The sequence below is a fragment of the Sphingopyxis sp. H053 genome, from assembly GCF_001468225.1.
In the GTDB taxonomy this organism is placed as follows: Bacteria; Pseudomonadota; Alphaproteobacteria; order Sphingomonadales; family Sphingomonadaceae; genus Sphingopyxis.
In genome coordinates this window covers 203,994-228,176 of the sequence record NZ_LNRU01000007.1, presented here as the reverse complement: position 1 = coordinate 228,176, position 24,183 = coordinate 203,994, and the positions used below count along the sequence as shown (strand labels likewise).

General features: G+C 64.4%; 29 protein-coding genes. 14 read left to right on the top strand and 15 right to left on the bottom strand.

Translation table 11 applies throughout. The features are described 5' to 3' along the window. Window positions 1–22: 22 nt before the first annotated feature. The gene (locus tag ATE70_RS15555) at window positions 23–706 is read right to left on the bottom strand and encodes a Crp/Fnr family transcriptional regulator (protein WP_058538795.1); all 684 of its coding nucleotides are present in this window, start codon (window positions 704–706) and stop codon (window positions 23–25) included. Between the two features lie 268 nt (window positions 707–974). Between ATE70_RS15555 and ATE70_RS15550 the strand changes: the two genes are divergently transcribed. From ATE70_RS15550 to ATE70_RS15535, 4 genes are read left to right on the top strand one after another with little or no spacing between them, the layout of a single operon-like run. Beyond that, window positions 975–1,223: a YdcH family protein gene (locus ATE70_RS15550; protein ID WP_058538794.1), complete on the top strand. Its 249-nt coding sequence runs from the start codon at window positions 975–977 to the stop codon at window positions 1,221–1,223. Continuing rightward, window positions 1,223–1,552, top strand: a complete 330-nt coding sequence (locus tag ATE70_RS15545) for a TraR/DksA family transcriptional regulator (RefSeq protein WP_054731556.1) — start codon at window positions 1,223–1,225, stop codon at window positions 1,550–1,552. The genes ATE70_RS15550 and ATE70_RS15545 overlap by 1 nt, the downstream gene beginning before the upstream one ends. 20 nt (window positions 1,553–1,572) lie before the next feature. Next, window positions 1,573–2,850: an MgtC/SapB family protein gene (locus tag ATE70_RS15540; RefSeq protein WP_058538793.1), complete on the top strand. Its 1,278-nt coding sequence runs from the start codon at window positions 1,573–1,575 to the stop codon at window positions 2,848–2,850. A 59-nt stretch (window positions 2,851–2,909) separates the two neighbouring features. Then, complete coding sequence (locus tag ATE70_RS15535) at window positions 2,910–4,229, top strand: NRAMP family divalent metal transporter (RefSeq protein WP_058538792.1); 1,320 nt, start codon at window positions 2,910–2,912, stop codon at window positions 4,227–4,229. Here ATE70_RS15535 and ATE70_RS15530 read toward each other — a convergent pair. The 3 genes from ATE70_RS15530 to ATE70_RS15520 all read right to left on the bottom strand — a co-directional run bounded on the left by ATE70_RS15530 (window position 4,226) and on the right by ATE70_RS15520 (window position 7,094). Next, entirely contained in the window at window positions 4,226–4,549 is a 324-nt protein-coding gene (locus tag ATE70_RS15530; protein ID WP_058538791.1) for a response regulator transcription factor, read from the bottom strand. The two genes, ATE70_RS15535 and ATE70_RS15530, sit on opposite strands and share 4 nt — an antisense overlap. A 72-nt stretch (window positions 4,550–4,621) precedes the next feature. Next, a complete protein-coding gene (locus ATE70_RS15525) occupies window positions 4,622–5,236 on the bottom strand; it encodes a response regulator transcription factor (RefSeq protein WP_054733988.1) in 615 nt (204 codons plus the stop codon). After that, window positions 5,226–7,094 (bottom strand): PAS domain-containing sensor histidine kinase, encoded by a 1,869-nt coding sequence (locus ATE70_RS15520; protein WP_197411475.1) that lies wholly within the window; start codon window positions 7,092–7,094, stop codon window positions 5,226–5,228. The genes ATE70_RS15525 and ATE70_RS15520 overlap by 11 nt, the downstream gene beginning before the upstream one ends. 335 nt (window positions 7,095–7,429) lie before the next feature. Between ATE70_RS15520 and ATE70_RS15515 the strand changes: the two genes are divergently transcribed. The 8 genes from ATE70_RS15515 to ATE70_RS15480 all read left to right on the top strand — a co-directional run bounded on the left by ATE70_RS15515 (window position 7,430) and on the right by ATE70_RS15480 (window position 14,281). Continuing rightward, window positions 7,430–8,014: an NAD(P)H-dependent oxidoreductase gene (locus ATE70_RS15515; RefSeq protein WP_058538790.1), complete on the top strand. Its 585-nt coding sequence runs from the start codon at window positions 7,430–7,432 to the stop codon at window positions 8,012–8,014. 48 nt (window positions 8,015–8,062) lie between these two features. After that, window positions 8,063–9,679 (top strand): MBL fold metallo-hydrolase, encoded by a 1,617-nt coding sequence (locus ATE70_RS15510; RefSeq protein WP_058538789.1) that lies wholly within the window; start codon window positions 8,063–8,065, stop codon window positions 9,677–9,679. An 89-nt stretch (window positions 9,680–9,768) separates the two neighbouring features. Further along, window positions 9,769–10,836, top strand: a complete 1,068-nt coding sequence (locus ATE70_RS15505; RefSeq protein ID WP_058538788.1) for a zinc-dependent alcohol dehydrogenase family protein — start codon at window positions 9,769–9,771, stop codon at window positions 10,834–10,836. After that, entirely contained in the window at window positions 10,833–11,486 is a 654-nt protein-coding gene (locus tag ATE70_RS15500; protein WP_058538787.1) for a hypothetical protein, read from the top strand. Before ATE70_RS15505 ends, ATE70_RS15500 begins: the two co-directional genes overlap by 4 nt. Window positions 11,487–11,558: 72 nt before the next feature. Then, on the top strand, window positions 11,559–12,116 hold the full coding sequence (locus ATE70_RS15495; protein WP_058538786.1) for a hypothetical protein: 558 nt from the start codon (window positions 11,559–11,561) through the stop codon (window positions 12,114–12,116). Beyond that, complete coding sequence (locus ATE70_RS15490; protein WP_058538785.1) at window positions 12,104–12,478, top strand: STAS/SEC14 domain-containing protein; 375 nt, start codon at window positions 12,104–12,106, stop codon at window positions 12,476–12,478. Before ATE70_RS15495 ends, ATE70_RS15490 begins: the two co-directional genes overlap by 13 nt. Continuing rightward, window positions 12,475–13,206, top strand: a complete 732-nt coding sequence (locus tag ATE70_RS15485) for a VIT1/CCC1 transporter family protein (protein ID WP_058538784.1) — start codon at window positions 12,475–12,477, stop codon at window positions 13,204–13,206. The genes ATE70_RS15490 and ATE70_RS15485 overlap by 4 nt, the downstream gene beginning before the upstream one ends. Window positions 13,207–13,396: 190 nt before the next feature. Then, window positions 13,397–14,281: an ATP-grasp fold amidoligase family protein gene (locus ATE70_RS15480; RefSeq protein ID WP_058538783.1), complete on the top strand. Its 885-nt coding sequence runs from the start codon at window positions 13,397–13,399 to the stop codon at window positions 14,279–14,281. A 30-nt stretch (window positions 14,282–14,311) separates the two neighbouring features. Here the strand turns inward: ATE70_RS15480 and ATE70_RS15475 are convergent, their stop codons facing one another. The 4 genes from ATE70_RS15475 to ATE70_RS24890 form a co-directional block, all read right to left on the bottom strand. After that, window positions 14,312–14,767: a potassium channel family protein gene (locus tag ATE70_RS15475; RefSeq protein WP_058538782.1), complete on the bottom strand. Its 456-nt coding sequence runs from the start codon at window positions 14,765–14,767 to the stop codon at window positions 14,312–14,314. Between the two features lie 73 nt (window positions 14,768–14,840). After that, window positions 14,841–16,394 (bottom strand): flavin-containing monooxygenase, encoded by a 1,554-nt coding sequence (locus tag ATE70_RS15470; protein ID WP_058538781.1) that lies wholly within the window; start codon window positions 16,392–16,394, stop codon window positions 14,841–14,843. A gap of 129 nt (window positions 16,395–16,523) precedes the next feature. Next, the gene (locus ATE70_RS25675; protein WP_257720439.1) at window positions 16,524–16,652 is read right to left on the bottom strand and encodes a hypothetical protein; all 129 of its coding nucleotides are present in this window, start codon (window positions 16,650–16,652) and stop codon (window positions 16,524–16,526) included. A gap of 2 nt (window positions 16,653–16,654) precedes the next feature. Continuing rightward, on the bottom strand, window positions 16,655–16,828 hold the full coding sequence (locus ATE70_RS24890; RefSeq protein ID WP_156419645.1) for a hypothetical protein: 174 nt from the start codon (window positions 16,826–16,828) through the stop codon (window positions 16,655–16,657). Between the two features lie 206 nt (window positions 16,829–17,034). On the opposite strand from ATE70_RS24890, the gene ATE70_RS15465 reads away from it, so the two are divergent. Further along, entirely contained in the window at window positions 17,035–17,502 is a 468-nt protein-coding gene (locus tag ATE70_RS15465; protein ID WP_058538780.1) for an NUDIX domain-containing protein, read from the top strand. Between the two features lie 61 nt (window positions 17,503–17,563). Here the strand turns inward: ATE70_RS15465 and ATE70_RS15460 are convergent, their stop codons facing one another. The 3 genes from ATE70_RS15460 to ATE70_RS15455 all read right to left on the bottom strand — a co-directional run bounded on the left by ATE70_RS15460 (window position 17,564) and on the right by ATE70_RS15455 (window position 19,552). Beyond that, window positions 17,564–18,223, bottom strand: coding sequence for a BON domain-containing protein (locus tag ATE70_RS15460; RefSeq protein ID WP_058538929.1), 660 nt, complete (start codon window positions 18,221–18,223; stop codon window positions 17,564–17,566). 213 nt (window positions 18,224–18,436) lie between these two features. Further along, window positions 18,437–18,676, bottom strand: a complete 240-nt coding sequence (locus ATE70_RS24885; RefSeq protein WP_156419646.1) for a hypothetical protein — start codon at window positions 18,674–18,676, stop codon at window positions 18,437–18,439. Between the two features lie 330 nt (window positions 18,677–19,006). Next, on the bottom strand, window positions 19,007–19,552 hold the full coding sequence (locus ATE70_RS15455; protein ID WP_058538779.1) for a cytochrome b: 546 nt from the start codon (window positions 19,550–19,552) through the stop codon (window positions 19,007–19,009). A gap of 371 nt (window positions 19,553–19,923) precedes the next feature. Here ATE70_RS15455 and ATE70_RS15450 point away from each other — a divergent pair, with 371 nt between their 5' ends. After that, complete coding sequence (locus ATE70_RS15450) at window positions 19,924–20,136, top strand: hypothetical protein (protein ID WP_058538778.1); 213 nt, start codon at window positions 19,924–19,926, stop codon at window positions 20,134–20,136. A 27-nt stretch (window positions 20,137–20,163) separates the two neighbouring features. On the opposite strand, the gene ATE70_RS15445 is transcribed toward ATE70_RS15450, so the two are convergent. The 4 genes from ATE70_RS15445 to ATE70_RS15420 all read right to left on the bottom strand — a co-directional run bounded on the left by ATE70_RS15445 (window position 20,164) and on the right by ATE70_RS15420 (window position 24,103). Next, window positions 20,164–21,192, bottom strand: a complete 1,029-nt coding sequence (locus tag ATE70_RS15445) for a fused MFS/spermidine synthase (protein WP_058806197.1) — start codon at window positions 21,190–21,192, stop codon at window positions 20,164–20,166. Window positions 21,193–21,722: 530 nt separating this feature from the next. After that, window positions 21,723–22,028: an alkylphosphonate utilization protein gene (locus ATE70_RS15430; protein ID WP_058538774.1), complete on the bottom strand. Its 306-nt coding sequence runs from the start codon at window positions 22,026–22,028 to the stop codon at window positions 21,723–21,725. Window positions 22,029–22,124: 96 nt separating this feature from the next. Beyond that, a complete protein-coding gene (locus ATE70_RS15425) occupies window positions 22,125–23,786 on the bottom strand; it encodes a SulP family inorganic anion transporter (protein ID WP_082639594.1) in 1,662 nt (553 codons plus the stop codon). Beyond that, window positions 23,783–24,103: a helix-turn-helix domain-containing protein gene (locus ATE70_RS15420; protein ID WP_058538772.1), complete on the bottom strand. Its 321-nt coding sequence runs from the start codon at window positions 24,101–24,103 to the stop codon at window positions 23,783–23,785. The genes ATE70_RS15425 and ATE70_RS15420 overlap by 4 nt, the downstream gene beginning before the upstream one ends. Window positions 24,104–24,183 lie beyond the last annotated feature (80 nt).

The following is a 24,183-nucleotide window of genomic DNA, read 5'->3' as shown; positions in this document are numbered from 1 at the left end:
CTTCGCCCAGGTTCCCACTTTCTCAACCGGCCATCGCTGCCACTCGGGCGCGGTCGTTGATCCGTACCGCGCGCCGCGAGGGCAAGTCGACGAGGCCGTCGCTGCGCATGCGCGTCAGCTGCCGGCAGGTCGTTTCGATCGTCAGCCCCAATATGTCGGCGATCTGCTGGCGGCCGAAGGGGAGCTCGAACCCGTCCGGGGTCTCGCTGGCATCGGCGGGCAGCCGCTCTTCCATGTCGAGAAGGAAGGAGGCGACCTTTTCGGGTGCCGACTTGCGGCCGAGCAGCATCATCCAGTGCCGCGCGCGGTCGAGCTCGTCGAGCGTGCGATGGAGCAGTTTCTGCTGGAGATGCGGATGGCGACCCGCGAAATCGTCGAACTGCTGGCGATTGAAGATGCAGACCTCGGCGTCGGTCATAGCGGTGACCCGGTAGGGGCTTTGCTTGCCGAACGGGCGGCCGATAAAATCGGAAGGGAAGACGAGCCCGACGATCTGCTCGCGGCCATCGGCGGTGGCGACGACCAGCTTCAGGACGCCCGACAGGACATTCGCGACCGTCGGGGCTTCGTCGCCTTCCCAGAGCAGGGTGTGACCCGCCTTCACGCGCTGCCGCCGCCCCATGCGGCCGAGTTCGGCGGCTTCGTCGGCGGCAAGGCTGGCGCAGATGGCGCGGCAGCGTACGGCGCAGGATGCGCAATCGCTCATCGCCGTGCACCCGCAAGCGACGCGCGCTGCGCACGCCACTCCGTTGCTTGGCGGTCGCGGCCTGGATGGCGGAAAAGATGTGGCTGACCCCTCATGCGGCCGGGAATAGCGGCTCTGCATGCGCCCGTGATTACGCAACTGTACGTATGCGGTGCGAGGAAAGGCCCGACCGGCGCGAACCGCCAGGGGCGTAAGGGCTATTGCGTAACGACAGGGGGCGCGTCCCGGCGCAATCCGGCGAGACAAATCCGCGACGAAAGGACCCAGGATGAGCGAAGCCGGCCACGATCTTCATGCGCTGTTTCCGGACCACGGGCCGGCGCTCCATGCACTCAAGCTTGGCAGTTCGAATTTTCGCCAGCTCGCCGAGGAGCATCATGACCTTCAGAGCCGGATTCAGCGCGCCGAGGCCGGTCTTGCGGCGGTCGCCGACGACCAGCTGGAGGACCTCAAGAAACGGCGGCTGTTCACCCTCGACGAGATTGCCGCGCTCATCGCGATCGAGGAGGAGGCGTGATGCACAGTCTTTCCGAAATACGCGCGGGCCTGGTCGTGCGCCTCGACCAGCTCGCAGCGGAGGTTGAGCGGCTGGAAAGCGAGCAGCGCGTGCCGCTCGACGACGATTCCGCCGAGCAGGCTGTCGAGCGCGAAGACGACGAGACGATCGATGCGCGGCAAAGCGCCGCAACTGAGCAGATGAAGGCAATCCGGCTCGCGATCGCGCGTCTCGATGCCGGCCATTACGGCCTCTGCACCGCGTGCGGCATCCCGATCGATGCCGCGCGCCTCGAAGCCGTTCCGCACACCGCGCATTGCATCGACTGCGAGCGCGAGTTCGGCGGCTGAACATACGTCCGGCGAACGACATGATCGAATCCCTTCCCGACGCCAACCTGCAGCAGCTCGCCGGCATCGGACTGGCGCTTCTTCTCGGGCTGCTTGTCGGCATCCAGCGAGGCTGGAGCCTGCGCAACGAGACCGCGGGCAGCCGCTTCGCGGGTGTGCGGACCTTTGCGCTGTTCGGCCTTGCAGGCGGCATCGCGGGAGCTACCGGATCTCAAAGCCCGGCGATCGCGGCGATTGTCGCCGGGGCTGCAGCTGTCCTCACCCTCATCGGCTATGCGAAAACCGCGCGGGCGCCCGAGCAGCTGAGCGGGACATCGAGCCTCGCGGCCCTCATCACGCTCGGTTGCGGCTATCTCGCGGCCAGCGGTCGGAGCGAGATGGCGACGGTGGTCGCCGTCGCCATGACGCTGGTGCTTGCGCTGCGCACCGAGCTTCATCGCTGGGTTTCCGGTCTCAGCGATATCGAGGTCGGCGCGATCGTCCGGTTCGCGCTCATCGCGCTCGCCATACTGCCGCTGCTGCCCGACCAGCGCTTCGGCCCCTATGACGCCTGGAATCCCCGCCAGCTCTGGCTGGTCGTGGTGTTCGTCTCGGGCTTCTCCTTTCTCGGCTATATCGCAGCGAAACGCTTTGGCGCCTCGCGGGGCACGCTCGTCATGGCCGCGACCGGCGCGATGGTTTCCTCGACCGCGGTGACCGCAGCGCTCGCGATGCGCGTGCGCGATGGCGAGGAAAGCGAGGCGATGGCCATTGCCGGCATCGGCGCGGCGTCGGCGGTCATGCTGATCCGCGCGATCATCCTGACCCTGTTCCTCGCGCCGGCAGCGATGCCGGCCTTCGGCTGGCTTGCGGCACCCGCCGCGCTGGTGAGCGGCGGCGCGATGTTCTGGGCTTTGCGGAGCCGCCGCAAGGAAAGCGCTGCCAACCGTCCCGTCGAGCTCAAGAACCCGTTCCGGCTCGCGCCGGCGATCGGTCTGATGCTGCTCGTCATGGTGCTGACCGTCGCCGCACGCTGGATGATGGCGATGGTGGGCGAACGCGGCCTCGCGCTGGTCATCGCGCTTTCGGGCCTGGCCGACGTCGACTCCGCGATCATCACGGTGGGATCGCTACCTCCGGGTCTGCTCGAGGGCCAAATCGCGACGACCGTCATCATTGCCCCGGTGCTCGCGAACACGTTGTTCAAGGGCGCCACCGCTCTGGCGATCGCAGGGCTGCGCAAAGGATGGAAGCTCGCCCTGCCGCTTGTCCTGAGCGTGGCGGCCAGCCTCGCAGTCACGCCGACCCTTCTCGTCTGAGCCCGATCGGATGCAACATGAAATGGCCAGAGGTGGAATAGTTTCAAAAAGGGCCTTCGATGACCGCAGCAATAGACCATAATGAAGAACTGCCGGCGCCGCCGGCGCACGTCTCGTCAAACCCGCGGACATTTCTTCGCGCGCTCGGTCCGGGCCTGATCGCCGGCGCCGCCGACGACGATCCGAGCGGAATCGGAACGCACAGCCAGATCGGCGCGGCATTCGGTTACCGGCTCTCCTGGACCTTCGTGCTGAGCTTCCCGCTGATGGTGGCGATCCAGGAAATCGCCGCCGAGATCGGGCGCGTTACGGGCGCAGGGATCGCGCGCAACCTCCGCCGGCATTATTCGCGTCCCCTGCTCTGGTCGATGGTGTCGCTGCTGCTCGTCGCGAACATCATCAATCTCGGCGCCGATCTCGGCGCGATGGGTGCGGCGCTGGCCCTGCTCGCCGGAGGCAAGGCCGGACTCTATACCTTGTTGTTCGGGATCCTCAGCATCGTCCTCGAAGTCGGCCTTAGCTATTCTCGCTACGCCGCAATCCTCAAATGGACGACGCTCACCCTCTTTACCTATGTCGCGGTGCTGTTCGTGGTGCATGTTCCATGGGGCACGGCCCTCACGGCGCTGCTGCTTCCCGACATCGAACTCAATGCAGCCTATGCCACGGCGTTCGTCGCAATCCTCGGCACGACGATCAGCCCCTATCTCTTCTTCTGGCAGGCGGGGCAGGAGATCGAGGAACAGCATCGCCATCATGCCAAGCCGCTCTGCCTGACGCCCGCGGCAGCCGATGGCGAGTTCAGGCGCATTCGTGTCGACACGCTGACGGGCATGGCGTTCAGCACGCTCATTTCGCTCGCGATCGTCTTCGCGACCGCGGCGACGCTGCATGCCGAGGGCATACGCGATATCGCCACATCGGCGCAGGCCGCCGAAGCGCTGCGTCCGCTCGCCGGGCCGTTTGCTTTCGCGATGTTCGCGCTCGGAATCATCGGCACCGGCCTTCTCGCGGTCCCGGTACTGGCCGGATCGGCCGCCTATGCCGTCACCGAGATGGCGGGAATGGCAGGCAGCCTCGACGCCAAGCCGCTTTCGGCGCGTCTCTTCTACGGATCGATCGCCGCCACTACGCTTGCCGGCGCCTCGCTCTCGGCGATCGGCATCGACCCGGCACGCGCGCTCTACTGGGCAGCGGTGGTCAATGGCGTGCTCGCCGCGCCGCTCATGCTGGTGATGATGCTGATCGCCCGCAATCCGCGCGCGATGGGCCGTCTCGTCATTTCGCGCCGCCAGAGCTGGTCGGGCTGGGCGGCAACCGCGGTAATGACGGCAGCAACCTTGCTGTTTTTCTTCTTCCTCGTGACGGGAGATATCTAGCGCGGGGCGCGGGCGTGCCGCGCGATCAGTGCGTCGATCCGGTCGCGCTGGGGCAGGATGATACCGAGGAGCCCGGCGAGCGTCGCGGCGCCGAGCTTGCGCATCAGGCGCGAGCGATGAATTTCGACGGTGCGGTGACTGATGCCGAGCTCCTGCCCGATCTGCTTGTTGGTGAGACCGCGCACGAGCCCGCCCACGACTTCGAGCTCGCGATGTGTGAGCTGTTCGATGAGAGGGGGCGAATGCCGCGACCGCGCAGCGCGGTCCGGCGCGGGGCGGCGGATCGCGGCCTGTGGGTCTTCGCGGCGGGCTGTCGTCATGCGGTCCATCCTCCGATGGACAGTCGTCTAGCGCTCGGGCATCCTGCGGTCGTTACGTAATGTCCGCAGATTTCAGGCACCGAGTCCTGCGGCGAAGGCGAGCCGCAGCGCGTCGGACAGGCTGCGGACATCGAGCTTCGCCATGAGGTTCGCGCGGTGGACTTCGACGGTACGCGGCGAGATGCCGAGGTCATAGGCGATGGTCTTGTTCGGCAGTCCCTGCGCGAGCCCTTCGAGAACCTCGCGCTCGCGCGGGGTCAGGATGCCAAGAACGACCTCGGCCTCGGCGGCGCGCGCCACCGCTCCATCGGCCGCCGCCATGCGGGCGAAAGCGGCCTCGATCGAGGCAATGAGCACCGCCTTCTCGAAGGGCTTTTCGAGGAAATCGACCGCGCCGGCCTTCATCGCTCGGACTGCGATCGAGACGTCCGCGTGCCCGGTAAGGACGATCACCGGCATGGTAACCCCGCGCTCCAGCATCGCCTGCTGGACCTCGAGCCCGTCCATTTCGGGCATGCGCACGTCGAGCAGGACACAGCCTTCGGGCACGTGCCGGATTTCCTTCAGGAACAGCGCGCCATTGGCCCAGGTCTCGACCGCATAGCCCGAGGTCTTGAGCATGAAACTCGCCGACCGCCGGATCGCCTCCTCATCGTCGACGATATGCACGAGCTTCCTATCCGACATCATTTTCCTCCGCCTTCGCGCTCACCAGTGTGAAGTGAAATTCGGTCCCGCCGCCGGTGCGCGGCTCCATCCAGATACGTCCGCCATTGGCCTCGACGATCGTCCGGCAGATCGAGAGACCGAGTCCCATGCCTTCTGCCTTGGTGCTGACGAACGCCGTAAAGAGCTGCTCGGCGACCTCCGGCGTCACGCCCGGTCCGGTATCGGCGACGATCACGCGGACAAAGCCGCGCTGGTCGGGACGGCTCGTGACGGTCAGCTGCCGCACCGGACTGTCGGCCATCGCTTCGACAGCGTTGCGAATGAGGTTGATCAGCACCTGCTGGATCTGGACCTTGTCGACGAGCACCGGCGAGGCATAGGGATCGAGGTCGAAGCGCGGCTCAACGCTCTTCTCGCGCGCGCCCATCAGTCCGAGCACCGCCGCCTCGTTGATGAGCACCGGCAGTTTCTCGATCGTCTTCTCGACCTCGCCGCGCGCCACGAAGTCGCGCAGGCGGCGAACGATATGCCCTGCGCGCAACGCTTCCTTCGCCGTATCGTCGAGCGCATCGCGGATCATCGGAATATCGTCGGGATCGGGATTGGCGAGCAGGTCGCGCACCGCTTCGACATAATTGGTGACCGCGGTAATCGGCTGGTTGAGCTCATGCGCGAGCGTCGAGGCCATCGTCCCCATCGCGCTGACGCGCGAAACATGGATCAGCTCGGACTGGAGCGATTCGAGCCGCGCCTCGGTCTGCTGGCGTTCGGTGAGGTCGCGGATGAAGCCGGTAAAGAGCGGGTGACTGTCGCTCGACGCCTCGCCGATCGACAATTCCATCGGAAAGGTCGAGCCGTCCCTGCGCTCGGCGAACACCACGCGTCCGATGCCGATGATGCGCTTTTCCCCCGTTTCGAGGAAGCGCCGGATGTAGGCATCGTGGCGCTCGCGATCGGGTGAGGGCATCAGCCGGCTGACATTGACCCCGAGCAGCTCGGCCTCCTGATACCCGAACAGCCGCTCGGCGGCCGCGCTGAAGGACACGATCGAACCTTGATCGTCGATGACGACCATCGCGTCGGGCACCGTCGAGAGGATCGACCGGAGATGGCTTTCCTGCGACCGCAGCGCCTCCTCGGCGGCGCGCCGTCCGGTGATGTCCGAGACGACCTTGGCGAAACCGCGAAGATCGCCGCCCGCGGTGCGAAGCGCCGTGATAGAGACATCGGCGAGGAACTCGGATCCATCCTTGCGGACGCGCCAGTCCTCCATCTCGAGACGTCCCTCGCGCGCCGCAACGGCAAGGTCGCCCCCAGGTTTGCCGGCGGCGACGGCGTCGGGCGGATAGAAGATCGCGGCATCCTTGCCGACAACCTCTTCCTCGCGCCAGCCCTTGAGGCGTTCGGCGCCCTTGTTCCAGATCGTCACGCGGCCTTCGGCATCGAGCAGGTAGATCGCATGCCCCTGCGCGCCGTCGATGAGCAGATTGAGTTCCTCGGCGACCAGCGCCGCCTCGGCATCGCGCCGCGCAGCGCGATGGTCGCTTTCATGCACGCGCCGCCGCATCCGCTCGAAGGCTTGCGAGAGCGCGACGATGCCGGTCGCGGTGACCAGAAACACTATGACCTCGACGAGATTATAGCTGCCGCCGTCCCGGAAGCCGGCGAAATAGAGACCAAGCCCAAGGGCTGGCGCGGTCGCAATCGATGCCGCCATCGGACCGGCATAGAAAGCGGCCGCAAGGATGGCGGGTGCGAAAAGCAGGAAGGATGCACTGCCGCCAAGCCAGGGAGTGAGCGCATAGCGGAGCAGCGCCGCAGCAGCGACAAACAGCAGCGCCAGCGCCAGGCGTATCGCAAAAGGACGTTGTATCATCGACATCGACCGCGCGGCCTCCGCCCGCGCTGCAAAGGCGCCGCCGCCCTCGCGGTGCGCCTTCCCCCGATCACCGTCCATAGCGGCTTTTGGCGGGGCGCGAAACGCCCGGCGCGTTCGCGATCCGTATTGTTCCTTAAGGGACATCCCGCTTCGCTAGGGCGGTGTGCGCCGTGCGCCCATGCGGGAATCTACGGATAGGAGGAACCCGCCCGCGATATCAAAAGCGGCACGCGGATCGTCGCGCCTCGCCCGTCCCGTCCAGCTCGGCCCGGCGCGGCGGTCCATTGCTCCCGCGCTAAAATCCGGCAGCGGCCCTTCGTTCAGGATGTCACATGCAGACCAGACGGATCACGCTCATCGACGGACATCCCGACCCCGATCCGGGACGGTTCGTCCATGCGCTGGCCGATACCTATGCGGCGGCGGCGCTGGCGGCGGGTCATGAGGTCCGCCGCATCGCGGTCGCGGAGCTCTCGTTCGATTTGCTCGAAAGTCGCGCCGAGTGGGAAGAAGGTCCGCTTCCGCCCGCGATCGCCGAGGCGCAGGACGATATTGCATGGGCCGAACATCTGGTGATTTTCTACCCGCTCTGGCTCGGAGACCTGCCCGCTCGCCTCAAGGGCTTCTTCGAACAGGTGATGCGCCCGGGCTTCGCGTTCGCGCCCAAGGCGAACGGCTTGCCCGAACAACGCCTCAAGGGCCGGACGGCCCATATCGTCGTGACGATGGGGATGCCCGCGCTTTTCTACCGCTTCTATTTCCGCGCGCACAGCCTGCGCAGCCTCGAGCGCAACATTCTGCGCTTTGTCGGCATCGCGCCGACCGAACGCAGCATCGTCGGCAATGTCGAGGGCGATCCCAAGCACCGCACCATGTGGCTCGAGACAATGGCCGAACATGGCGCGGCGGGCCGCTGAGCCGATGCAAGGTCGTCGATCCCATCCGCGAAAGAAGGGCAGCTAGTCATGGCCAATACCGAAACGCCGCTGACGATCCAATTCCATGGTGCCGCCGGAACCGTCACCGGCTCGTGCATGGAACTCACGCTCGGGCAGCACAGAATCCTGATCGATTGCGGATTATTCCAGGGATCGCGAAGCCTCGAAACACTGAACCATGGCGCGTTCGCGTTCGAGGTCGGCAAGATCGACGCCGCGCTCCTGACCCATGCCCATATCGATCATTGCGGGCTGTTACCGAAGCTCGCGAAGGAAGGCTATCACGGCTCCGTCTGGTGCACCGCGCCCACCGCAGACCTTCTCGTATATATGCTCGCCGACGCGGGGAGAATTCAGGAGAGCGACACCGCGCGCCGAAACCGCCGCTATGACCGCGCCGGCGAAGCGATGTTCGAGCCGCTCTATACCGAGGCCGATGGCCTTCGCGCCTGGCGACTCGCCGAGCCGGTCGGACTTGGGACATGGTTCGAACCCGCGCCGGGTTTCCGGGCGCGGCTGTGGAACGCCGGCCATATCCTGGGTTCGGCCTCGGTCGAACTGGAAGCCGGCGGGGTGCATCTGCTCTTTTCCGGCGACATCGGCCCCGACAACAAGGCGTTTCACGACGATCCGGCAGCGCCGGAGGGCATCGATTTCCTCATATGCGAAGCTACCTATGGCGACCGCACGCGGCCCAAACTCTCGATCGAACAGCGCCGCGCGCTACTCGAAACCGAAGTCAAAGCGGCTCTCGCGAGGGGCGGAAATCTCGTGATCCCGACCTTTGCGCTCGAACGCACGCAGGAACTGCTGCTCGATCTTGCGCGCCTTGCCGACGCGAACCGCATCCCCAATGTTCCGATCTTCGTGGACTCGCCGCTCGCGAGCCGGGCGACGAAGGTGTTCGCGGCCCATGCTTCCGAGCTCGAAGATGTCGAAGGCGCCGACATCTTCCGCCACCCCTCGATCCGCTATGTCGAGGATGTCGCCGAATCGATCCGCCTCAACAGCGTGTCGGGCGCCATCATTCTCGCTGCCTCGGGCATGTGCGAGGGCGGGCGCATCCGCCACCATCTCGAGCATAATCTTCATCGGCGCCAGTCGACGATCCTGTTCGTCGGGTTTCAGGCGCGCGGATCGCTCGGGCGGGTCATCCTCGACGGAGCCGAGCGCGTACGGATTTCTGGCAAGGACATCAATGTTCGCGCCGCCGTCCGGCGCATCGACAGCTATTCGGCACATGCCGATCGCGACGAGCTCGCGGCATGGATACGCGAACGTCACCCGATCCGTGGCGGACTTTTTCTGGGTCATGGCGAGAGCGAATCGATCGAAGCGCTGCGCACGCTCGTCCAATCCGAAACGCCCCGCCTCGCCGTCGTCGCTCCGGCGATCGGGGAGACTTTCGCGCTCGCCCCCGGCGCACCGCCCAAGCGAATCCGGACCGGACGCGTCGATATCGCCCGGCTCGCGGGTGAAGACTGGCAGAATGACTACGCCGATTTCGCCGCCAATCTGAAGCACAACCTCGCGCACATCCGCAGCGAGGAAGGGCGGCGCAAGGCGCTCGACGAGATGCGGCGGGTGCTCGCCGGCTATGAGGCGGCGCGCTCCCAGCAGAAACGGCGGCGCCGCGCGGCATAGACAAAATCCTCGCACCCGGCGGGTCCCACGCGATCGAGACCGCCAAGGCAAAGGTCCGGACGCCCCGCCACATACAAAGGAGACATCGCATGAAAGCCCTCGTCTATAACGGCCCCGGCCTGAAAGCCGTCGAGGAGCGGCCGGTGCCCCAGGTGCAGGACGCGGGCGACGCGATCGTGCGCATCACCAGGACGACCATTTGCGGCACCGACCTTCATATATTGAAAGGCGATGTCCCCAGCTGCGAACCGGGGCGCATCCTCGGGCACGAGGGCGTCGGTATCGTCGACAGCATCGGGGCGGACGTGACAGCTTTCGCGCCCGGCGATCATGTTCTGATCAGCTGCATCACGGCGTGCGGCCGCTGCGACTATTGCCGTCGGAGCATGCCATCGCATTGCACGACGGGCGGCTGGATCCTCGGCAACATCATCGACGGCACGCAGGCAGAATATGTTCGTATCCCGCATGCCGACACGAGCCTCTATGCCATCCCCGAACAGGCCGGCGCGGATGCGCTGGTCATGCTCAGCGACATCCTGCCGACGGGCTTCGAATGCGGCGTGCTCAACGGCAAGGTCGGGCCGGGATCGACCGTCGCGATCGTCGGCGCGGGTCCGATCGGCCTTGCCGCGCTGCTCACGGCGCAGCTGTTCTCGCCCGCCCGGATCATCATGATCGATCTGGACGAGGCGCGCCTCGCCATGGCGCGCCGGTTCGGCGCCACCGACACGATCAACAGCGGCACGCGCGACGCCGCGGCGGCGCTGATGGAGATGACGGATGCGCGCGGCGCCGACACGGTGATCGAGGCGGTCGGCGTTGCCGCCACCTTCGAACTCTGTCAGCTGCTTGTCGCAGCCGGGGGAACGATTGCGAATGTCGGCGTGCATGGCGCCAAGGCCGACCTGCACCTCGAACACCTCTGGTCCCGCAATATCACGATCACGACGCGATTGGTCGATACCGTCTCGACGCCGCAGCTCTTGCGGATGGTCGAGGCGAAACAATTGGATCCCGGAGAGCTTGTCACCCATCATTTTGCGATGGCCGACATGATGGACGCATATGAGGTCTTCTCGCGGGCGGCCGAGACCAAGGCACTGAAGGTCATCATCGAAGCCGACGGTCCGCGCACGGCGAGGCCCGCAGCGTGACGCAGCGCATGAAAGAGATCGCGCGGACCATCGTCGAACTGCAGGTCGAACTCGATCGCGAGATCGAATTTAGGCGAAGGGCGCTGGGCGTGCGGGTCCATGACCGGCTTGTGGAGTTCGAACGCGGCATCGTGATCGAACAGAGGAAACTCAAGACGAGCGTGCGGGCGTTTCTCGCCCGCTCCTCCTTCGGGGTCATCATCACCGCGCCCGTCATCTACTCGATGCTGCTTCCGCTGGTCCTGCTCGATATCTGGATCAGCGTCTACCAGGCCATCTGTTTTCGCGCCTACGGGATCGCCCGCGCCCAGCGACGCGACTATATCGCGTTCGACCGGGGTCGCCTCGCCTATCTCAACTGGGTCGAAGCGCTGAATTGTGCCTATTGCGCCTATGCCAATGGCGTGATCGCCTACGCCCGCGAGATCGGAAGCCGGACCGAGCAATATTGGTGCCCGATCAAGCATGCGCTCAGGATCAGCGATCCGCACCAGCGCTATTATGAGTTTCTCGAATTCGGCGATGCCGAGGGGTATCGGACGCGTCTCGCCGCGTTCCGCGAGCTGCTGGCCGCGGACGGCGACGATATCGCCGCCGGGACCCGCGCCGCGTCACCGCGACCGGAAGCGGAGGAACAGACGAGTCCGTAGAATCCCGCAATGCGGCGCTTGCGGCACGGCGTTATGCCTGCTCCCGACGCAATTTCCGCAAGGGAGACGAAAATGATTGCGACCGATGCGCCCGGCCGACCCGTGCAGAGCGGCCTCTGGAAGGAAATCTCGGTGCTCGAGATCGGGGTGGCGGTGTGCCTCCTCATCCTGTTCGTCCTCTCGCGCACCTTCCTCGAGACGATCGCCGCCATCTACATGCTGGTCGCCGCGATGCTGTTCGCCGCGCTCGTCCAAGGCCGCATGGCGGCGACCTGCAATGACCGGCTGGACCGGCGGCTATGGCTCGCAAGCGCGCTCGCCTGCCTCGTCCAGGCGATCATCCTGTTCGTCGATCCGCTGCTCGGCGGTTATCATACCGCCATGGCGATGGCGGGTATTCTCGCCGCTGGCGCGGCGGCGCGGCTGACGCTTGCCCTCGTGCGGGGCCATGCGGGCCGCGGCTGGCTCTATCTCTCGGGCGCGGTCAGCATGATGGTATCGCTCGGGATCGGATTCGCCTGGCCGTTCGCCTCGATCGTCCCCGCGGCGCAAAGTCTCGCGCTCGACCTGCTCGCCGTCGCGGCGATGCTGGCGAGCGTCACCGGAAAGGCCCCGGCATGTTCGAGATGATCAAAACGAACGACGACGTGCTCGCCGTCCGTATAGAGGGCAAGATCACCGGGGCAGAACTGGCCTCGATCATGGACCGGCTCGACGCCACGATGGCGGCGAACGAGACGGTGCATGTCTATGCAGAGACGCGGTCGATCGACGGTATCGAGATCAGCGGGCTGGGCGCTCATATCGCGCGCGCCGCGCCCCTTTTCGCAAAGCTCGACCGGTTCGGACGCGTCGCGGTCGTCGCCGACCAGTTATGGATCCGGGCCCTCACGCGGATCGAAAGCGCCCTTCTGCCGCATATCAGCTATAGGGTGTTCAAGCCCGAGGATCGCGGCGCGGCGCTGATGTGGGTCGAAGGGCGCGACGGATGACGGGCACCCTTCTGCCCGGTCCCTGGCCGTCCGCGCGCGGCGATCACCGCGAAGCCCATCTCGTATCGCGGACGGGGTGGCTGCGCGCAGCCGTGCTCGGCGCGAACGACGGGATCGTTTCGACCGCAAGTCTCATTATTGGCGTCGCGGCGTCGGGCGCCACCCGTCAATCGATCCTGGTTTCAGGGGTTGCCGGCCTCGTTGCCGGTGCCATGTCGATGGCGGCCGGCGAATATGTGTCGGTCAGTTCGCAGGCCGATACCGAGCGGGCGGACCTTGCCCGCGAAAAGAGAGAGCTGGCGAGCGACCCCGCGGCCGAACGCGACGAGCTGGCCGGCATTTATGAACGACGCGGCCTCGATCCGGAAACCGCGCGCATCGTGGTCAACCAGATGACCGCGTTCGACGCGCTCACGACGCATGCGCGCGACGAACTCCATATCACCGACATGACGGCCGCGCGCCCGGTCACCGCGGCGCTGGCGTCTGCCGCCACCTTTACCGCCGGCGCGTCGCTGCCGCTCCTCGTCGCCGCGCTGACGCCGACGACAGGGATCGTTGCACTCGAAGCCATCGGGTCGCTGCTGTTCCTCGCCGCGCTGGGATGGCTCGGCGCATTTGCAGGTGGCGCCGCGCCCGCCCGTCCGGTTGCACGCGTCATATTCTGGGGGGCGCTTGCGATGGCCATCACGGCCGGAATCGGCCGACTGGTCGGCACGGCTGTCTGACGGACATGGGCGGACCCCGCCCCGATCTTAGAACAAATGATCGGGCGAGGCAGCCTTTTCGCACCTGCGCGGTTACCTGTTTCATGATGGCCGCGGACAAACCATCGAAGCATTTGCGGCTCCGGGCCGCTTGGGCCGCTCTGCAGGCAAATGAAAATCCGGGCGCCGGTCGTTGTGGAACGGGAGCGGCATGACCGCGGCAGTCGCTACCGCGCCGACCCAACCCGGTGTCGATCGGAGGCTTCTGCCCGCCGCGCAGCGCGTCGGTCTTCTCTATGGCTGGCGCCATGGCCGCCGCATCGACTGGAACCATCCCACCCGCTTCACCGAACTTGTGCAGCTTAGAAAGCTGACCGATCGGTCGCCGCTCCAGACCCAGATGATGGACAAGATCGCGGTGAAGCGCTTGGCGGGGACGCGGCTGGGCGAGGAGTGGATCGTGCCGACGCTCTGGCAAGGCACGGACCTGCCCTGGCTGATCCCGTTCCCGGCCCCCGCGATCATCAAGTCGCGCCACGGCTGCAATCAATATAGGGTCATCACGGCCGTGCCCGACTGCGCGCGATGGCAGCAACTGCGCAGAACAGTCCGCCGCTGGCAGCGCAGACCCTACGGGCGCTGGCTCGACGAATGGGCCTATCGCGACGTTCCGCGCGGCATCCTCACCGAGCCGCTTCTTGGCGGCGCGCTCCCACTCCCGATCGACTATAAGATCTATGTGTTCGGCGGCACCGCAACGCATGTCCAGGTCCATCTCGGGCGGGGCCGCCGGCATCGATGGATCCTTCACGACCGTAGCTGGCGACAGCTCGTCAGGGCCGCGGACGAACCGCCCCCGCCACCGTCACTGCCTGCGATGCTGGAGGCGGCCGAAACGCTGGCCGGCGACATGAATTTTCTTCGCATCGACTTCTACGACATCGGGGGTCGACCCTATTTCGGGGAATATTGTCTCTATCCGGGTTCCGGTCTCGACGCCTTTGCCGCGGACTGGATAGACCTTGAACTGGGCGCGCTCTGGCTCGCGGCCATGGCTGAAAATCCGGTGTCATCCGCACCGATTGGTTATGCTTAGCAGCCACACCGCGTCAGCATCACCGCTAGGTCATCCGCCACCATGATCGGTATCCAAACTGCGTTCGAGGAGTTTCATGCGATCGACGATCGAGAAAAAGAAGGCCGTGGACCAGCCGATCAGGATGATACCGCTCGCGCCCTCGATCGCGCCGAGGATGCGGAGCCCCGGGGGCAGGACGACATCGCCATAGCCTATGGTGACATAGGTCGAGGTCGAGAAATAGAGGGCATGCTCGAAGTCTGTGAAGGCGCCCAAGAGCTGGTAGATTCCCGCCCAGATCCAGATTTCGGCCGAGTGCAGCGCGAACAGCCCGAACGTGGCGACGAGAATCGCGCCGCCGTTGAGTAGAATGACGAGATAGCGCCGCGACGCACGCCGGTAGCGGCGCAGGATCGCAAGCAATAGCGCCAGGCCGACGAGGTGCACCACGACCGTGACCCCGACGACGAGGGTTGCGAGACCGAGCTGATGGGCGAGCGTCAAGATCCGCTCCGGACGGCCGCAGTTAGGATGGCGGGCCTGTGCCCCCGGCCGGCCTTGCGGCGCGGCCGCGCCATCAGGCTGTTACTTCGGTACCGGCGCGCGCCGACATTCCCGAGCGCTCAACGTCGTAGACGAACTCCGCTCCGCGCAGGTCGATGCGCGGGAAAGCGTCCTTCTCCGCCCAATAATCCTGATTGTGGCGCCATTCGGGTTTGTCACCGCGGCGCGGCATCGCGCCCAGCCCGCGCATCAGATAGCCCGGATTGAAATTATCCTCCTCGATCCACGGCAGGATCTGCATGCCCTCATCCTCGGGCCTGAGCGCGACCTCGACCCTCCTCGCACCGATGTCGTCCATATGGTTGAGGAGGTTGCAGACAAAGTCTCCCATCATGTCGACCCTGAGGGTCCAGCTGGCGCGAAAATAGCCCATGACCCAGGCAAGGTTGGGCACGCCGGTCATCATCATCCCGCGATAGGTGATCGTCTTCGCCCAATCGACGGGTGCGCCGTCGATATCGAACGGGATCCCGCCCATCACCGACAGATTGAATCCGGTCGCGGCCACGATGATGTCGGCCTCGATCTCCTCGCCGCCGACCGTGCGGACACCCGTCGCAGTAAAATGGTCGATCGTATCGGTGACGACCGTCAGCTTTCCCTGGGTCGCCGCCTTGAAGATGTCGCCTTCGGGACAGAAGGCGAGCCGCTGCTGCCACGGGCGGTATTTCGGCGTGAAATGCGGCTCGAATTTGAAGTCGGGATCGCCCGAATAACCCCGGATCAGCGCTTTCAGATCCTCGAACACCGCGTCGGGCTCGGATTGGCACCGCCGTGTCATCAGATCCTGGTCGTGCATGATCTGTGCCCGCACGACGCGGTGGACCGTGGGCTCGTCGATTCCGACCTCGCGAAGCCGATCGGCAAGTTCGTTCCTGTTCTCGCTGCAGTAGAAATAGGTCGGCGAACGCTGGAGCATCGTCACATGCGCCGCCTTTTCGGCGAAGGCCGGCACGATGGTCGCAGCCGTCGCACCCGACCCGATGACGAGTATGCGCTTGCCCGCATAATCGATCGCCGAATCCCAGAGCTGGGCATGGATGAACTGCCCCTCATAATCCGAAAGTCCCGGCCAATCGGGGATATAGGGCTTCTCATGATCATAATAGCCCTGGCACATCCACAGGAAGCCGGCCGTGAAGGTAACCGGCGCGCCATCCGACGCGCGCACCGCCTCTATCGTCCAGTGATTGGTGGCGCTCGACCAGTGGCAGGCGGTAATGCGATGACCATAGTGGATATGGACCCCGATCTCGTTCTCCTCGATCACCTCGCCCATATATTTGAGGATTTCGGCGCCGCTGGCGATCGGCGCGCCGACCCAGGGCTTGAAGCGATAGCCGAAGGTGTAGAGGTCCGAGTCCGATCGCACGCCGGGATATCTGTGCGTGTCCCATGTCCCGCCGAACGTCGGTTTCGCCTCGAGGATCGCGTAACTCTTCCCCGGGCACCCCTGCTGGAGATGATAGGCCGAGCCGATGCCCGAGATGCCGGCACCAACGATCAACACGTCGACATGGACTGGACGGGGCTGGCTCGCGCCCCCTCGACGACTAGTTTCCGCCATCGACAGCTCCCTTCACTTCTATCTTTGGAAAGGCATGAACACCGCATCGGCAAAGGTCATTGACCTTGGTCAACCAGGCCGTCGCCTCATCTGCTCTGGGATTTGCCGCACCCGCGTGGGCGGCGCCGGTCAGAGCCGGAAGAGAAAGAACCAGACCGAACCCAGAATGACGAAAGCGAAATAGACGAGCCACAGTCCGAGCGAAGCCGCGTGCTCGCGGTCACGCTCAATCGGATCCTCGGGGTTCGATGGCGCCACTTTCAGGACCCCTTGCGTGCAAATCTGCGCGCCGCGAGGAGGCCAGCGGTAAGAATGGGGACCAGCGCCGCCGCCGCGCGAAGCTTGGGCGATCGCGAAACGCGGCCGATCTTCTTGCGCATCCGGCGCGGCACGCCGAGTTTCGCAAGCGACTTGTCGACATCGGGCATATCCATATTGGCCTCCTTCACCTTAAGCGTGGTCAGAGATTGAGCGAAAGCGTGAGACCGCGAAATACGTAGATTCCGCACGTGGCCCGGCCGCGAAGGCGCGTTACATTTCAGCCGCACCATCGCGGCGGAATCAGAAGCCTCGCGGGCCGAACCGCTCGCTGCGATGATCGGGAGACACGACCGATGCCGACGAACAGCTGCGGCTGCCAATGATGGCGCGAAGCGCCGGGATACTGCTTTATCGTCTGAAGGGCGGGAGCGCGGAAGTCTTGCTCGTCCATCCCGGCGGACCCTATTGGCGTGGGCGCGACCGCGCCGCCTGGCAGATACCGAAGGGAGAAATTGCGGCGGGTGAAAACGCAGAGGCTGCCGCCTTGCGCGAAGCTCAGGAAGAGCTTGGCATACCGCTGCAAGCTACGCTTGTTCCGCTGGGCCAGCTCCGGCAGGCTGGCGGAAAGATCGTCGAAGGCTTCGCACTCGAGCAGGATCTCGATGCTACCGCGGTCGTGAGCAATCGCTTCGAGATCGAGTGGCCACCGCGCAGCGGCCTGTACCAATCGTTTCCCGAAATCGACGCGGCACGATGGTTCTCGGTTGCGGAGGCAGAAGCCATGATGCTTCCAAGCCAGCAGCCGTTCCTTGACCGGCTCGCCGATTATCTGGCCCTTCGACACTGACGCAAAAGCGGCCGCCCGGCTTCGAGGGCGGCCGCAAAGCGTATTTTCGGGATCGCTCCGCTCAAAGGACGATCGTGATATTATCCTCGACCCGGGTGACCCCCGGCGCCGACCATGCGGCCCTCTCGGCGACCCCGCGCTCGGCCCATGCCCTGACCTTGCCGCCGAGCTTCACAATTCCCCCTTCGGTGGTCACGGTCACCGCGGCGGCGTCGAGATCGGCCTGACGTTTGAAGGCCGAAACGATCCGCTCCTTCACGTCGGCGGGCGCCGGGTGCTGCTTGACCTCGATCAGGTTGCTCACGCCCGCGACGCCGGTAACGCGGCTGGCGGCCCGGAAGGCTTCCTTGCGTTGATAGTCCCAGTCGACCATGCCGCCGAGCGTCACCCAGCCCCGCTCGACCTTGACCTGAACCCTGTCGTTCGGGATCGACACCGTCCAGGCCATCATATCGAGCAGGCGCCTGGCGATTTCATGATCGGCCATCTTGGGCTCGGATGCGAAATGAACCTTGATCTCTTCGGCGATCGCCCGGACGCCGGCAACGCGCCGCGTCGCCTTCTCGGCGGCAATCTTCTCGGGATAGGTTTTCACATAGCCCGAGAGAGTGACGACGCCATCGGTTACGGCGACGCCGATGTCGGCATGATCGATGCTGGGCTCCCATTCGAGCTCGTCCATCACGTCGCGCTGCAACTGCCCGTCTGTCTTCTTCAACATCATCTGTCTCCTCTTCGTCCGAAGGTCGCAACCCGCCAAAGGCCGGCAGGACCCGATGGTTCGGTTCGGAAATCTTCGCCTACCTCGCGCACCGCCCCAATTCGGAAACATCCGTAAGGGTAACGCCTGCCCGATGGCGACGGACGTCGGCTAAATGTGGGTCGGCCTATAGGCTCCGGTCAGAGAAGCGGACTCTTGCTCCCGCTTTCGATCTCAGCCCCTGACCGAAAGCGTGATGGCCGCTCGCGCCGAACAATGGCGTAGAGACATCGCCGGCACGGCGATGCTATCGAAGACTCCATGATCCGGTACGATAGAAGCTTTCGAAGAGTGGCATTCTGCCTCGCCGGGCCGGCGGGATTTGTCGATGCCATCGGGTTTCTCGGGTCGGGCGGGCGCCTCGATCACGATCTTCCACCGCGACGGAGAGGTCCGTATCAGCGTCACCTTCATGACCGGCATCTTGGCCAAACTCGGCCATAGGTTTGCGGTGCGGCATTGGGCGGTAGCCCGACTGCCTGGAATCCATACCTGCTGCTTTGGCTAGCCCTCGTCGGCGGAGGCATTTTCGGCTCGGCCAGCCATGCTTGGTCTCCCGACGCAAGATCGGGTTCGCCGCCGCCTTCGCTCTCGCCCTCGTTCCCGTAAGGCAAGGATTGACCGCCACCTTGTCGCCCTGAGCTGACCGGCTGCGGTCAGTCCGCTTTTTGGCACGGATCGCAAAAAGCGGACGTACGCCGCTGACCCAGATGGGATGGCAGGAAACGACCGGGTCGCGGACATTCAAATCCGAGCATAGCGCATCCGAAAGAGAAGACTGTCTTTTAGAACATAGTGGCGAAACAATGCTGCTGCTGCGTGGAAACCGATTAGCCAATATCCGATTGTGCCGCCTAGGCCGTGGAGGTCTTCGACCTCTTCCGCCAGTGCATGGTTTGGGGCCGCCAAGGGCGGCAGCTCCAAACCGAAGAAGGGAATGGGTTTGCCCTCAGCGCTGAGGATGAGCCAGCCGGCGATCGGCATTCCGATCATCAGAAGATATAGAGCAAAGTGAGTGGCGTTTGCGATCAGTTTCCGCCAGCCCGGCCCTTCCAAAGGCGCTGGTGCCGGCCATATGAGCCGCGCCATGATCCTGAGCCAGACGAGTCCGAAGACGGATAGTCCAAGCATGAAGTGCCAGTTCTTGAGCGCTTCACGGGACACACTGCCTTTTGGCCAGAATTCCCGTAGCTCGATAGCGGCGTAGACCGCAGCGATGACCAGCACCGTAAGCCAGTGGAGGATTATCGATGGCCGACTGTAAGAATCGGATTTTTTCTCAATCGTCATGGCGGCGCTCCTGCGATCACATTGCCCTGTATGAATTCTCGCTACATTGATCTGCATCAATCCGCGCGGATCGCTATGCGGCAAGCTTTTTACCCCGTTTGGGCCAACCCCTGACCTGACACCGGTCAAGGCCCCGCTACAATATGACCTGGCCGCAAAGGGACCGTCCGCTCTTGAACCGCTTTGCGGCCAGGCGGCTTTTGGAACACTGTGCACAGAAGCAGCCCTGACGGCCCGATCAAGGTTTCTCCGCCACCCCGTGAGGAAGCGCTGGCCAACTTCTGTGGGTCCACGCAACGACCACCGCCGTCCATAGGCTGCCACTTTCTTCGTGCTGTCTCCGCTACTATGACGGACCCATGCCACGCCGAATGACGATAGCCGGACAGATCGAACAATTGATAGGGAACCTCGGTGGCTCGCCCATCTGCGACGACTGCGTCACCGATCGGCTGAACCTGTCGGTTCGAAGCCAGGCCAATGTCGTAACCCGCGAACTCGGCCAGCGCGAGGAATATACCCGCGCCAAGACCTTATGCGGGCAATGCGGCGTGCTCAAGACGGCCATTCAGATCAGAATATAGGGGTCGATTGTCGGCAGATGCTCAATTTCAGCCGGCCGACCATAGCGAGGCGATCGACAGCGACTGCGCTTCCTGAAAGTCGCTATCGAAACTGTCGCCAAGCCTTTCATCGCGCGATTTGATGCTGTTCGATATTTCGTTCGCCAAAAGCAAAAAGGATATCGGATGGATGTGATCGAGATCGCCGGCGGTCTGCAATAGCGCGGCAGGATCCGAAGGGAGTCGCCCATCCCTGAATGCGAAGATGATCCGGTTCATCCCTATCTTCATGGGAAGATCGATCGTACATTCGAAATGCTCTCTTATGCGAGCCAGGATAGAACCGTGCTTCCAGTAATCATCGCACAGGTTGACGACGAGAATGCCGCCAGGCTTCAACCGCGAATGGCAATCACGATAGAAACTTGAAGAACAGAGCTGCGCAGGCTGTCCGTCCTTGTCGAAGCCATCGACAAGCAAGACATCGCAGCTTCGTGTATCCCGCCTCACGAATTCCGCGCCATCATCCCAGACGATCTCAAAACGCTCGCTCTCGGGCGGCATGAAGAATTGCTCCCGGACCGCGATGACGTCGGGGTCGATCTCGACCGCGACGATCGAGGTGTCCGGAAGATATCGGTGGCAGTATTTTGCCAGCGATCCGCCGCCGAGCCCGATGATCTCGATGGTCACCGGAGAGGGATGGAACAGGAGGAACCCCATCATCCGGCGCGTATAATCGAGGATCAACATGTCCGGATCCTCGATACTCATCGCGCTTTGTACGAAAGCCCAGTTTGCGAGGAGGCTCCTTATATTGCCCAGCTCGAAGACGAGCGGGGCGGCCAGTTCGACCGGCTCCATCGGAGACGCGTGGTAATGTTCGGTCCCGTATCGTTCAAAATAACGCTGTTCGCGGTCGATATCGTCGAGATGATCGAGAAAGCGATCGAGTTCGGATTCCGCTTGATCGATGCTCCGGCAATCCGCCCCTGTTTCGAGTTCGCAAGCGAACTCGACCTTGAAATCTTCCGCGGACCTATCTGTCATGGTCGCGGCGCTCGTTCTGCCGATCATGCGACCGTCCGCCCGCAATGGTGACGCCGATAAACAGGGCGAGAAGCAAGACGGAGACGAGAATGATCAGGAATATCGTCATGCGCACTTCCCGCAAGGATGTGTCGATTGTTCGAAGGGCAGGCTGCTGGCGACTTCGGAGCGCCAAACGAACCCCGTCCGGGTCATGATCGCCGTGGCCGGGATCATTGGCTTTGCCGCTGCTCGAACTGCAGTGCCTTCTGGTACATCTCGCGCCATGCAACGGCCGCACGAAGGGCCCGGTCCCGTACATTCGGAAGCGACGCCTCGTTTGCTTCCGTCTGACACGCCTGCATGCGAGCCAGATAGAAGCGGCTGTTCCGTGCGGTCGGTTTGGGGCTTTGGGGAATCATGTCGCAAGTTCCGCTTCTCGGGATTGTGGTGGAACGTCATCGCGAAGCCCGGTCGATCCGCCCCGGCAGGGCGGCGGAACGTTGCGGCTCCACCGATCGGTCCGGCGACGAGCCACGCGCCGCTGCCGCCACGACAAGGCTTCGCAAGCCGGAAACCTAGCGCTTGCGCACGAACTCGGCGCGCAGGACGAGCCCCCTGATGCTCTCGTGACGGCAATCGATCTCCTGCGGATCGCCCGTCAGGCGGATCGACTTGATGACGGTCCCCACCTTGAGCGCCTTGCCGGCGCCCTTGACCTCGAGATCCTTGATCAGTGCGACGCTGTCGCCATCCTCGAGCAGGTTCCCGACCGCGTCGCGAACCTCGACCTGCGAGGCTGCGGCCTTGCGTTCCGCAAGCTCCGACGCCGGCATCCACTCGCCGCTTTCCTCGTCATAGACATAGTCGTCACTGTCACTCATTTCATTCTCCAGACTTGGTCAGAATTGGGTTTTCCCGGCCGCCGGCCGATCGAGAAACGGCGCGTGCGAATGGCCTGCCGCTCACAGGGGCAGTTGTCATTTCGCACCCGCGAGATCGATCGCGAGCGCCTGCGCGCCCGCATAATCGGCCGCATAGGCGATGCGACCCGCCGCTTCGCCAAGACCGATCCGCCCGAGCATTGCCCGCGGCTGGGGCTGCACCCCCGAGACGATCACCTGCGCGCCCGCCAGCCGGGCCTGTTGGACAAATTCCTCAAGCGCCTGCGCGCCGCTCGCATCAAGGAGCGGCACGAGCCGCATCCGCAAGATGATGACGCGCGGCGACTGCCCGACGCGGCGCAGAGTGTCGAGCAGCTCGCCCGCGACGCCGAAAAAGAAGGGACCGGCAATCCGGAACACCTCGACCCCGGGCGGCAGGTCATCGCGCTGGTCGAGATCTTCGGCATCGAGTTCAGCGTCGCGGCGGCCGCTCCGGTCGACCTCGACGGCTTCGGCCATGCGCGCCATGAACAGCAGCGACGCGAGCGTCACCCCGACCGCGATCGCCACCGTCAGATCGACGAGGACCGTCAGTCCGAAGGTGATGAGCAGCACCGCCCGGTCGCTGTTCGGCATCCGCAGCAGCGCGAGAAAGCGTTGATACTCGCTCATGCCCCAGGCGACCATGAACAGGATCGCGGCGAGCGCCGCCATCGGCACATAGGCCATGAGGTCCGTGCCGAAGAGGATGAACACGAGCAGGAAAGCCGCGTGCATCATGCCCGCGACGGGCGTCTTCGCACCCGACCGGATATTGGTCGCGGTACGGGCGATCGCTCCGGTGGCCGGGAGGCCGCCGAACAGCGCCGAACCGAGGTTGGCGACGCCCTGCCCGATCAGCTCCTGGTTCGAGCGATGCCGCGTCCCCGCCATGCCGTCGGCGACGACTGCGGACAGCAGCGCCTCGATCCCGGCAAGAAAGGCGATCGTGAAGGCCGACGGCAGAACGGCATTGATCTTGACGAGCGAGATGTCGGGAAACGACGGTACCGGGAGCCCTGCCGGTATATCGGGAAAGCGCGATCCGATCGTGTCGACCGGCAGATTCAAAAGTGCCACCGCGAGCGAACTCACCACCACCGCGATCAGGAAGCCCGGCAGGCGCGGCGCGAATTTGCGAAGCGCGACGATGATCGCCAGCGCGCCCGCGCCGACGCCGATCGCGGCCCAGTTCGCGCTGGACAGCGCCCCCAGATAAGCCTGCCACTTGGGGAGGAAATCGGCGGGCACCTCGTCGATGGCGAGGCCGAAGAAATCCTTGACCTGACTCGAGGCGATGATGACCGCGATCCCGGCGGTGAAGCCGGTCACCACCGGATGCGGGATATATTTGATCATCTGGCCGAAACGGAGCAGGCCCGCCGCGATGAGGATGAGCCCGGCGAGCAAGGTCGCGATCAACAGGCCGTCATAGCCGTGGCTCGCGATGACGTTGAAGATCACGACGACGAAGGCGCCCGTCGGCCCGCCCACCTGCACGCGCGATCCGCCGAGCGCCGAGATCAGGAAACCCGCGACGACGGCTGTGATCAGCCCCTTGTCGGGCGACGCCCCGCTCGCGATGCCGAGTGCCATCGCGAGCGGCAACGCAACGATGGCAACAGTCAGGCCCGCGATCGCATCGGCGCGAAATGCGGCAACGGAATAACCCTCGCGAAAGACCGTGAGGAGTTTCGGCGTATAGGCCTCGGCCTTCACCGGATTGCGGGCCGGCTCGGAAATTTAGCGGACAGAAGCGCGCGGCCGGGCGCCCTGGGATCGGCGTCCGCGGGCTCGCGAAGCCGCACGCCGCGCCCGGATCCGACACTCGATGAATATTCGCCGAGCAGTTCGATGCCGGCGCTTTCCAGCGCCGTAATCACCTTCACCAGCGTATCGACGACACCGCGGACCTGGCCGTTCGACGCCTCCATGCGCTGGATCGTCGGAAGCGAGAGACCCGCGAGTTCGGCAAGCTCGCGCTGGTCGATCCCGAGGAGCGCGCGCGCCGCGCGCATCTGCTGCGATGTGATCATATCGACTCCAATGATGTTTCATACATCATTTATCAATCTTAACATTATGGATCGATGCTGTATATATACATCATGCTCGC

What these genes read in the sequence shown, in the direction of transcription:
- ATE70_RS15555 (WP_058538795.1), bottom strand. Translation starts at nt 706, where the DNA reads ATGAGCGATTGCGCATCCTGCGCCGTACGCTGCCGCGCCATCTGCGCC.
- ATE70_RS15550 (WP_058538794.1), top strand. Translation starts at nt 975, where the DNA reads ATGAGCGAAGCCGGCCACGATCTTCATGCGCTGTTTCCGGACCACGGG.
- ATE70_RS15545 (WP_054731556.1), top strand. Translation starts at nt 1,223, where the DNA reads ATGCACAGTCTTTCCGAAATACGCGCGGGCCTGGTCGTGCGCCTCGAC.
- ATE70_RS15540 (WP_058538793.1), top strand. Translation starts at nt 1,573, where the DNA reads ATGATCGAATCCCTTCCCGACGCCAACCTGCAGCAGCTCGCCGGCATC.
- ATE70_RS15535 (WP_058538792.1), top strand. Translation starts at nt 2,910, where the DNA reads ATGACCGCAGCAATAGACCATAATGAAGAACTGCCGGCGCCGCCGGCG.
- ATE70_RS15530 (WP_058538791.1), bottom strand. Translation starts at nt 4,549, where the DNA reads ATGACGACAGCCCGCCGCGAAGACCCACAGGCCGCGATCCGCCGCCCC.
- ATE70_RS15525 (WP_054733988.1), bottom strand. Translation starts at nt 5,236, where the DNA reads ATGTCGGATAGGAAGCTCGTGCATATCGTCGACGATGAGGAGGCGATC.
- ATE70_RS15520 (WP_197411475.1), bottom strand. Translation starts at nt 7,094, where the DNA reads ATGATACAACGTCCTTTTGCGATACGCCTGGCGCTGGCGCTGCTGTTT.
- ATE70_RS15515 (WP_058538790.1), top strand. Translation starts at nt 7,430, where the DNA reads ATGCAGACCAGACGGATCACGCTCATCGACGGACATCCCGACCCCGAT.
- ATE70_RS15510 (WP_058538789.1), top strand. Translation starts at nt 8,063, where the DNA reads ATGGCCAATACCGAAACGCCGCTGACGATCCAATTCCATGGTGCCGCC.
- ATE70_RS15505 (WP_058538788.1), top strand. Translation starts at nt 9,769, where the DNA reads ATGAAAGCCCTCGTCTATAACGGCCCCGGCCTGAAAGCCGTCGAGGAG.
- ATE70_RS15495 (WP_058538786.1), top strand. Translation starts at nt 11,559, where the DNA reads ATGATTGCGACCGATGCGCCCGGCCGACCCGTGCAGAGCGGCCTCTGG.
- ATE70_RS15490 (WP_058538785.1), top strand. Translation starts at nt 12,104, where the DNA reads ATGTTCGAGATGATCAAAACGAACGACGACGTGCTCGCCGTCCGTATA.
- ATE70_RS15485 (WP_058538784.1), top strand. Translation starts at nt 12,475, where the DNA reads ATGACGGGCACCCTTCTGCCCGGTCCCTGGCCGTCCGCGCGCGGCGAT.
- ATE70_RS15480 (WP_058538783.1), top strand. Translation starts at nt 13,397, where the DNA reads ATGACCGCGGCAGTCGCTACCGCGCCGACCCAACCCGGTGTCGATCGG.
- ATE70_RS15470 (WP_058538781.1), bottom strand. Translation starts at nt 16,394, where the DNA reads ATGGCGGAAACTAGTCGTCGAGGGGGCGCGAGCCAGCCCCGTCCAGTC.
- ATE70_RS24890 (WP_156419645.1), bottom strand. Translation starts at nt 16,828, where the DNA reads ATGGATATGCCCGATGTCGACAAGTCGCTTGCGAAACTCGGCGTGCCG.
- ATE70_RS15465 (WP_058538780.1), top strand. Translation starts at nt 17,035, where the DNA reads ATGATGGCGCGAAGCGCCGGGATACTGCTTTATCGTCTGAAGGGCGGG.
- ATE70_RS15460 (WP_058538929.1), bottom strand. Translation starts at nt 18,223, where the DNA reads ATGTTGAAGAAGACAGACGGGCAGTTGCAGCGCGACGTGATGGACGAG.
- ATE70_RS24885 (WP_156419646.1), bottom strand. Translation starts at nt 18,676, where the DNA reads ATGAAGGTGACGCTGATACGGACCTCTCCGTCGCGGTGGAAGATCGTG.
- ATE70_RS15455 (WP_058538779.1), bottom strand. Translation starts at nt 19,552, where the DNA reads ATGACGATTGAGAAAAAATCCGATTCTTACAGTCGGCCATCGATAATC.
- ATE70_RS15450 (WP_058538778.1), top strand. Translation starts at nt 19,924, where the DNA reads ATGACGATAGCCGGACAGATCGAACAATTGATAGGGAACCTCGGTGGC.
- ATE70_RS15445 (WP_058806197.1), bottom strand. Translation starts at nt 21,192, where the DNA reads ATGATCGGCAGAACGAGCGCCGCGACCATGACAGATAGGTCCGCGGAA.
- ATE70_RS15430 (WP_058538774.1), bottom strand. Translation starts at nt 22,028, where the DNA reads ATGAGTGACAGTGACGACTATGTCTATGACGAGGAAAGCGGCGAGTGG.
- ATE70_RS15420 (WP_058538772.1), bottom strand. Translation starts at nt 24,103, where the DNA reads ATGATCACATCGCAGCAGATGCGCGCGGCGCGCGCGCTCCTCGGGATC.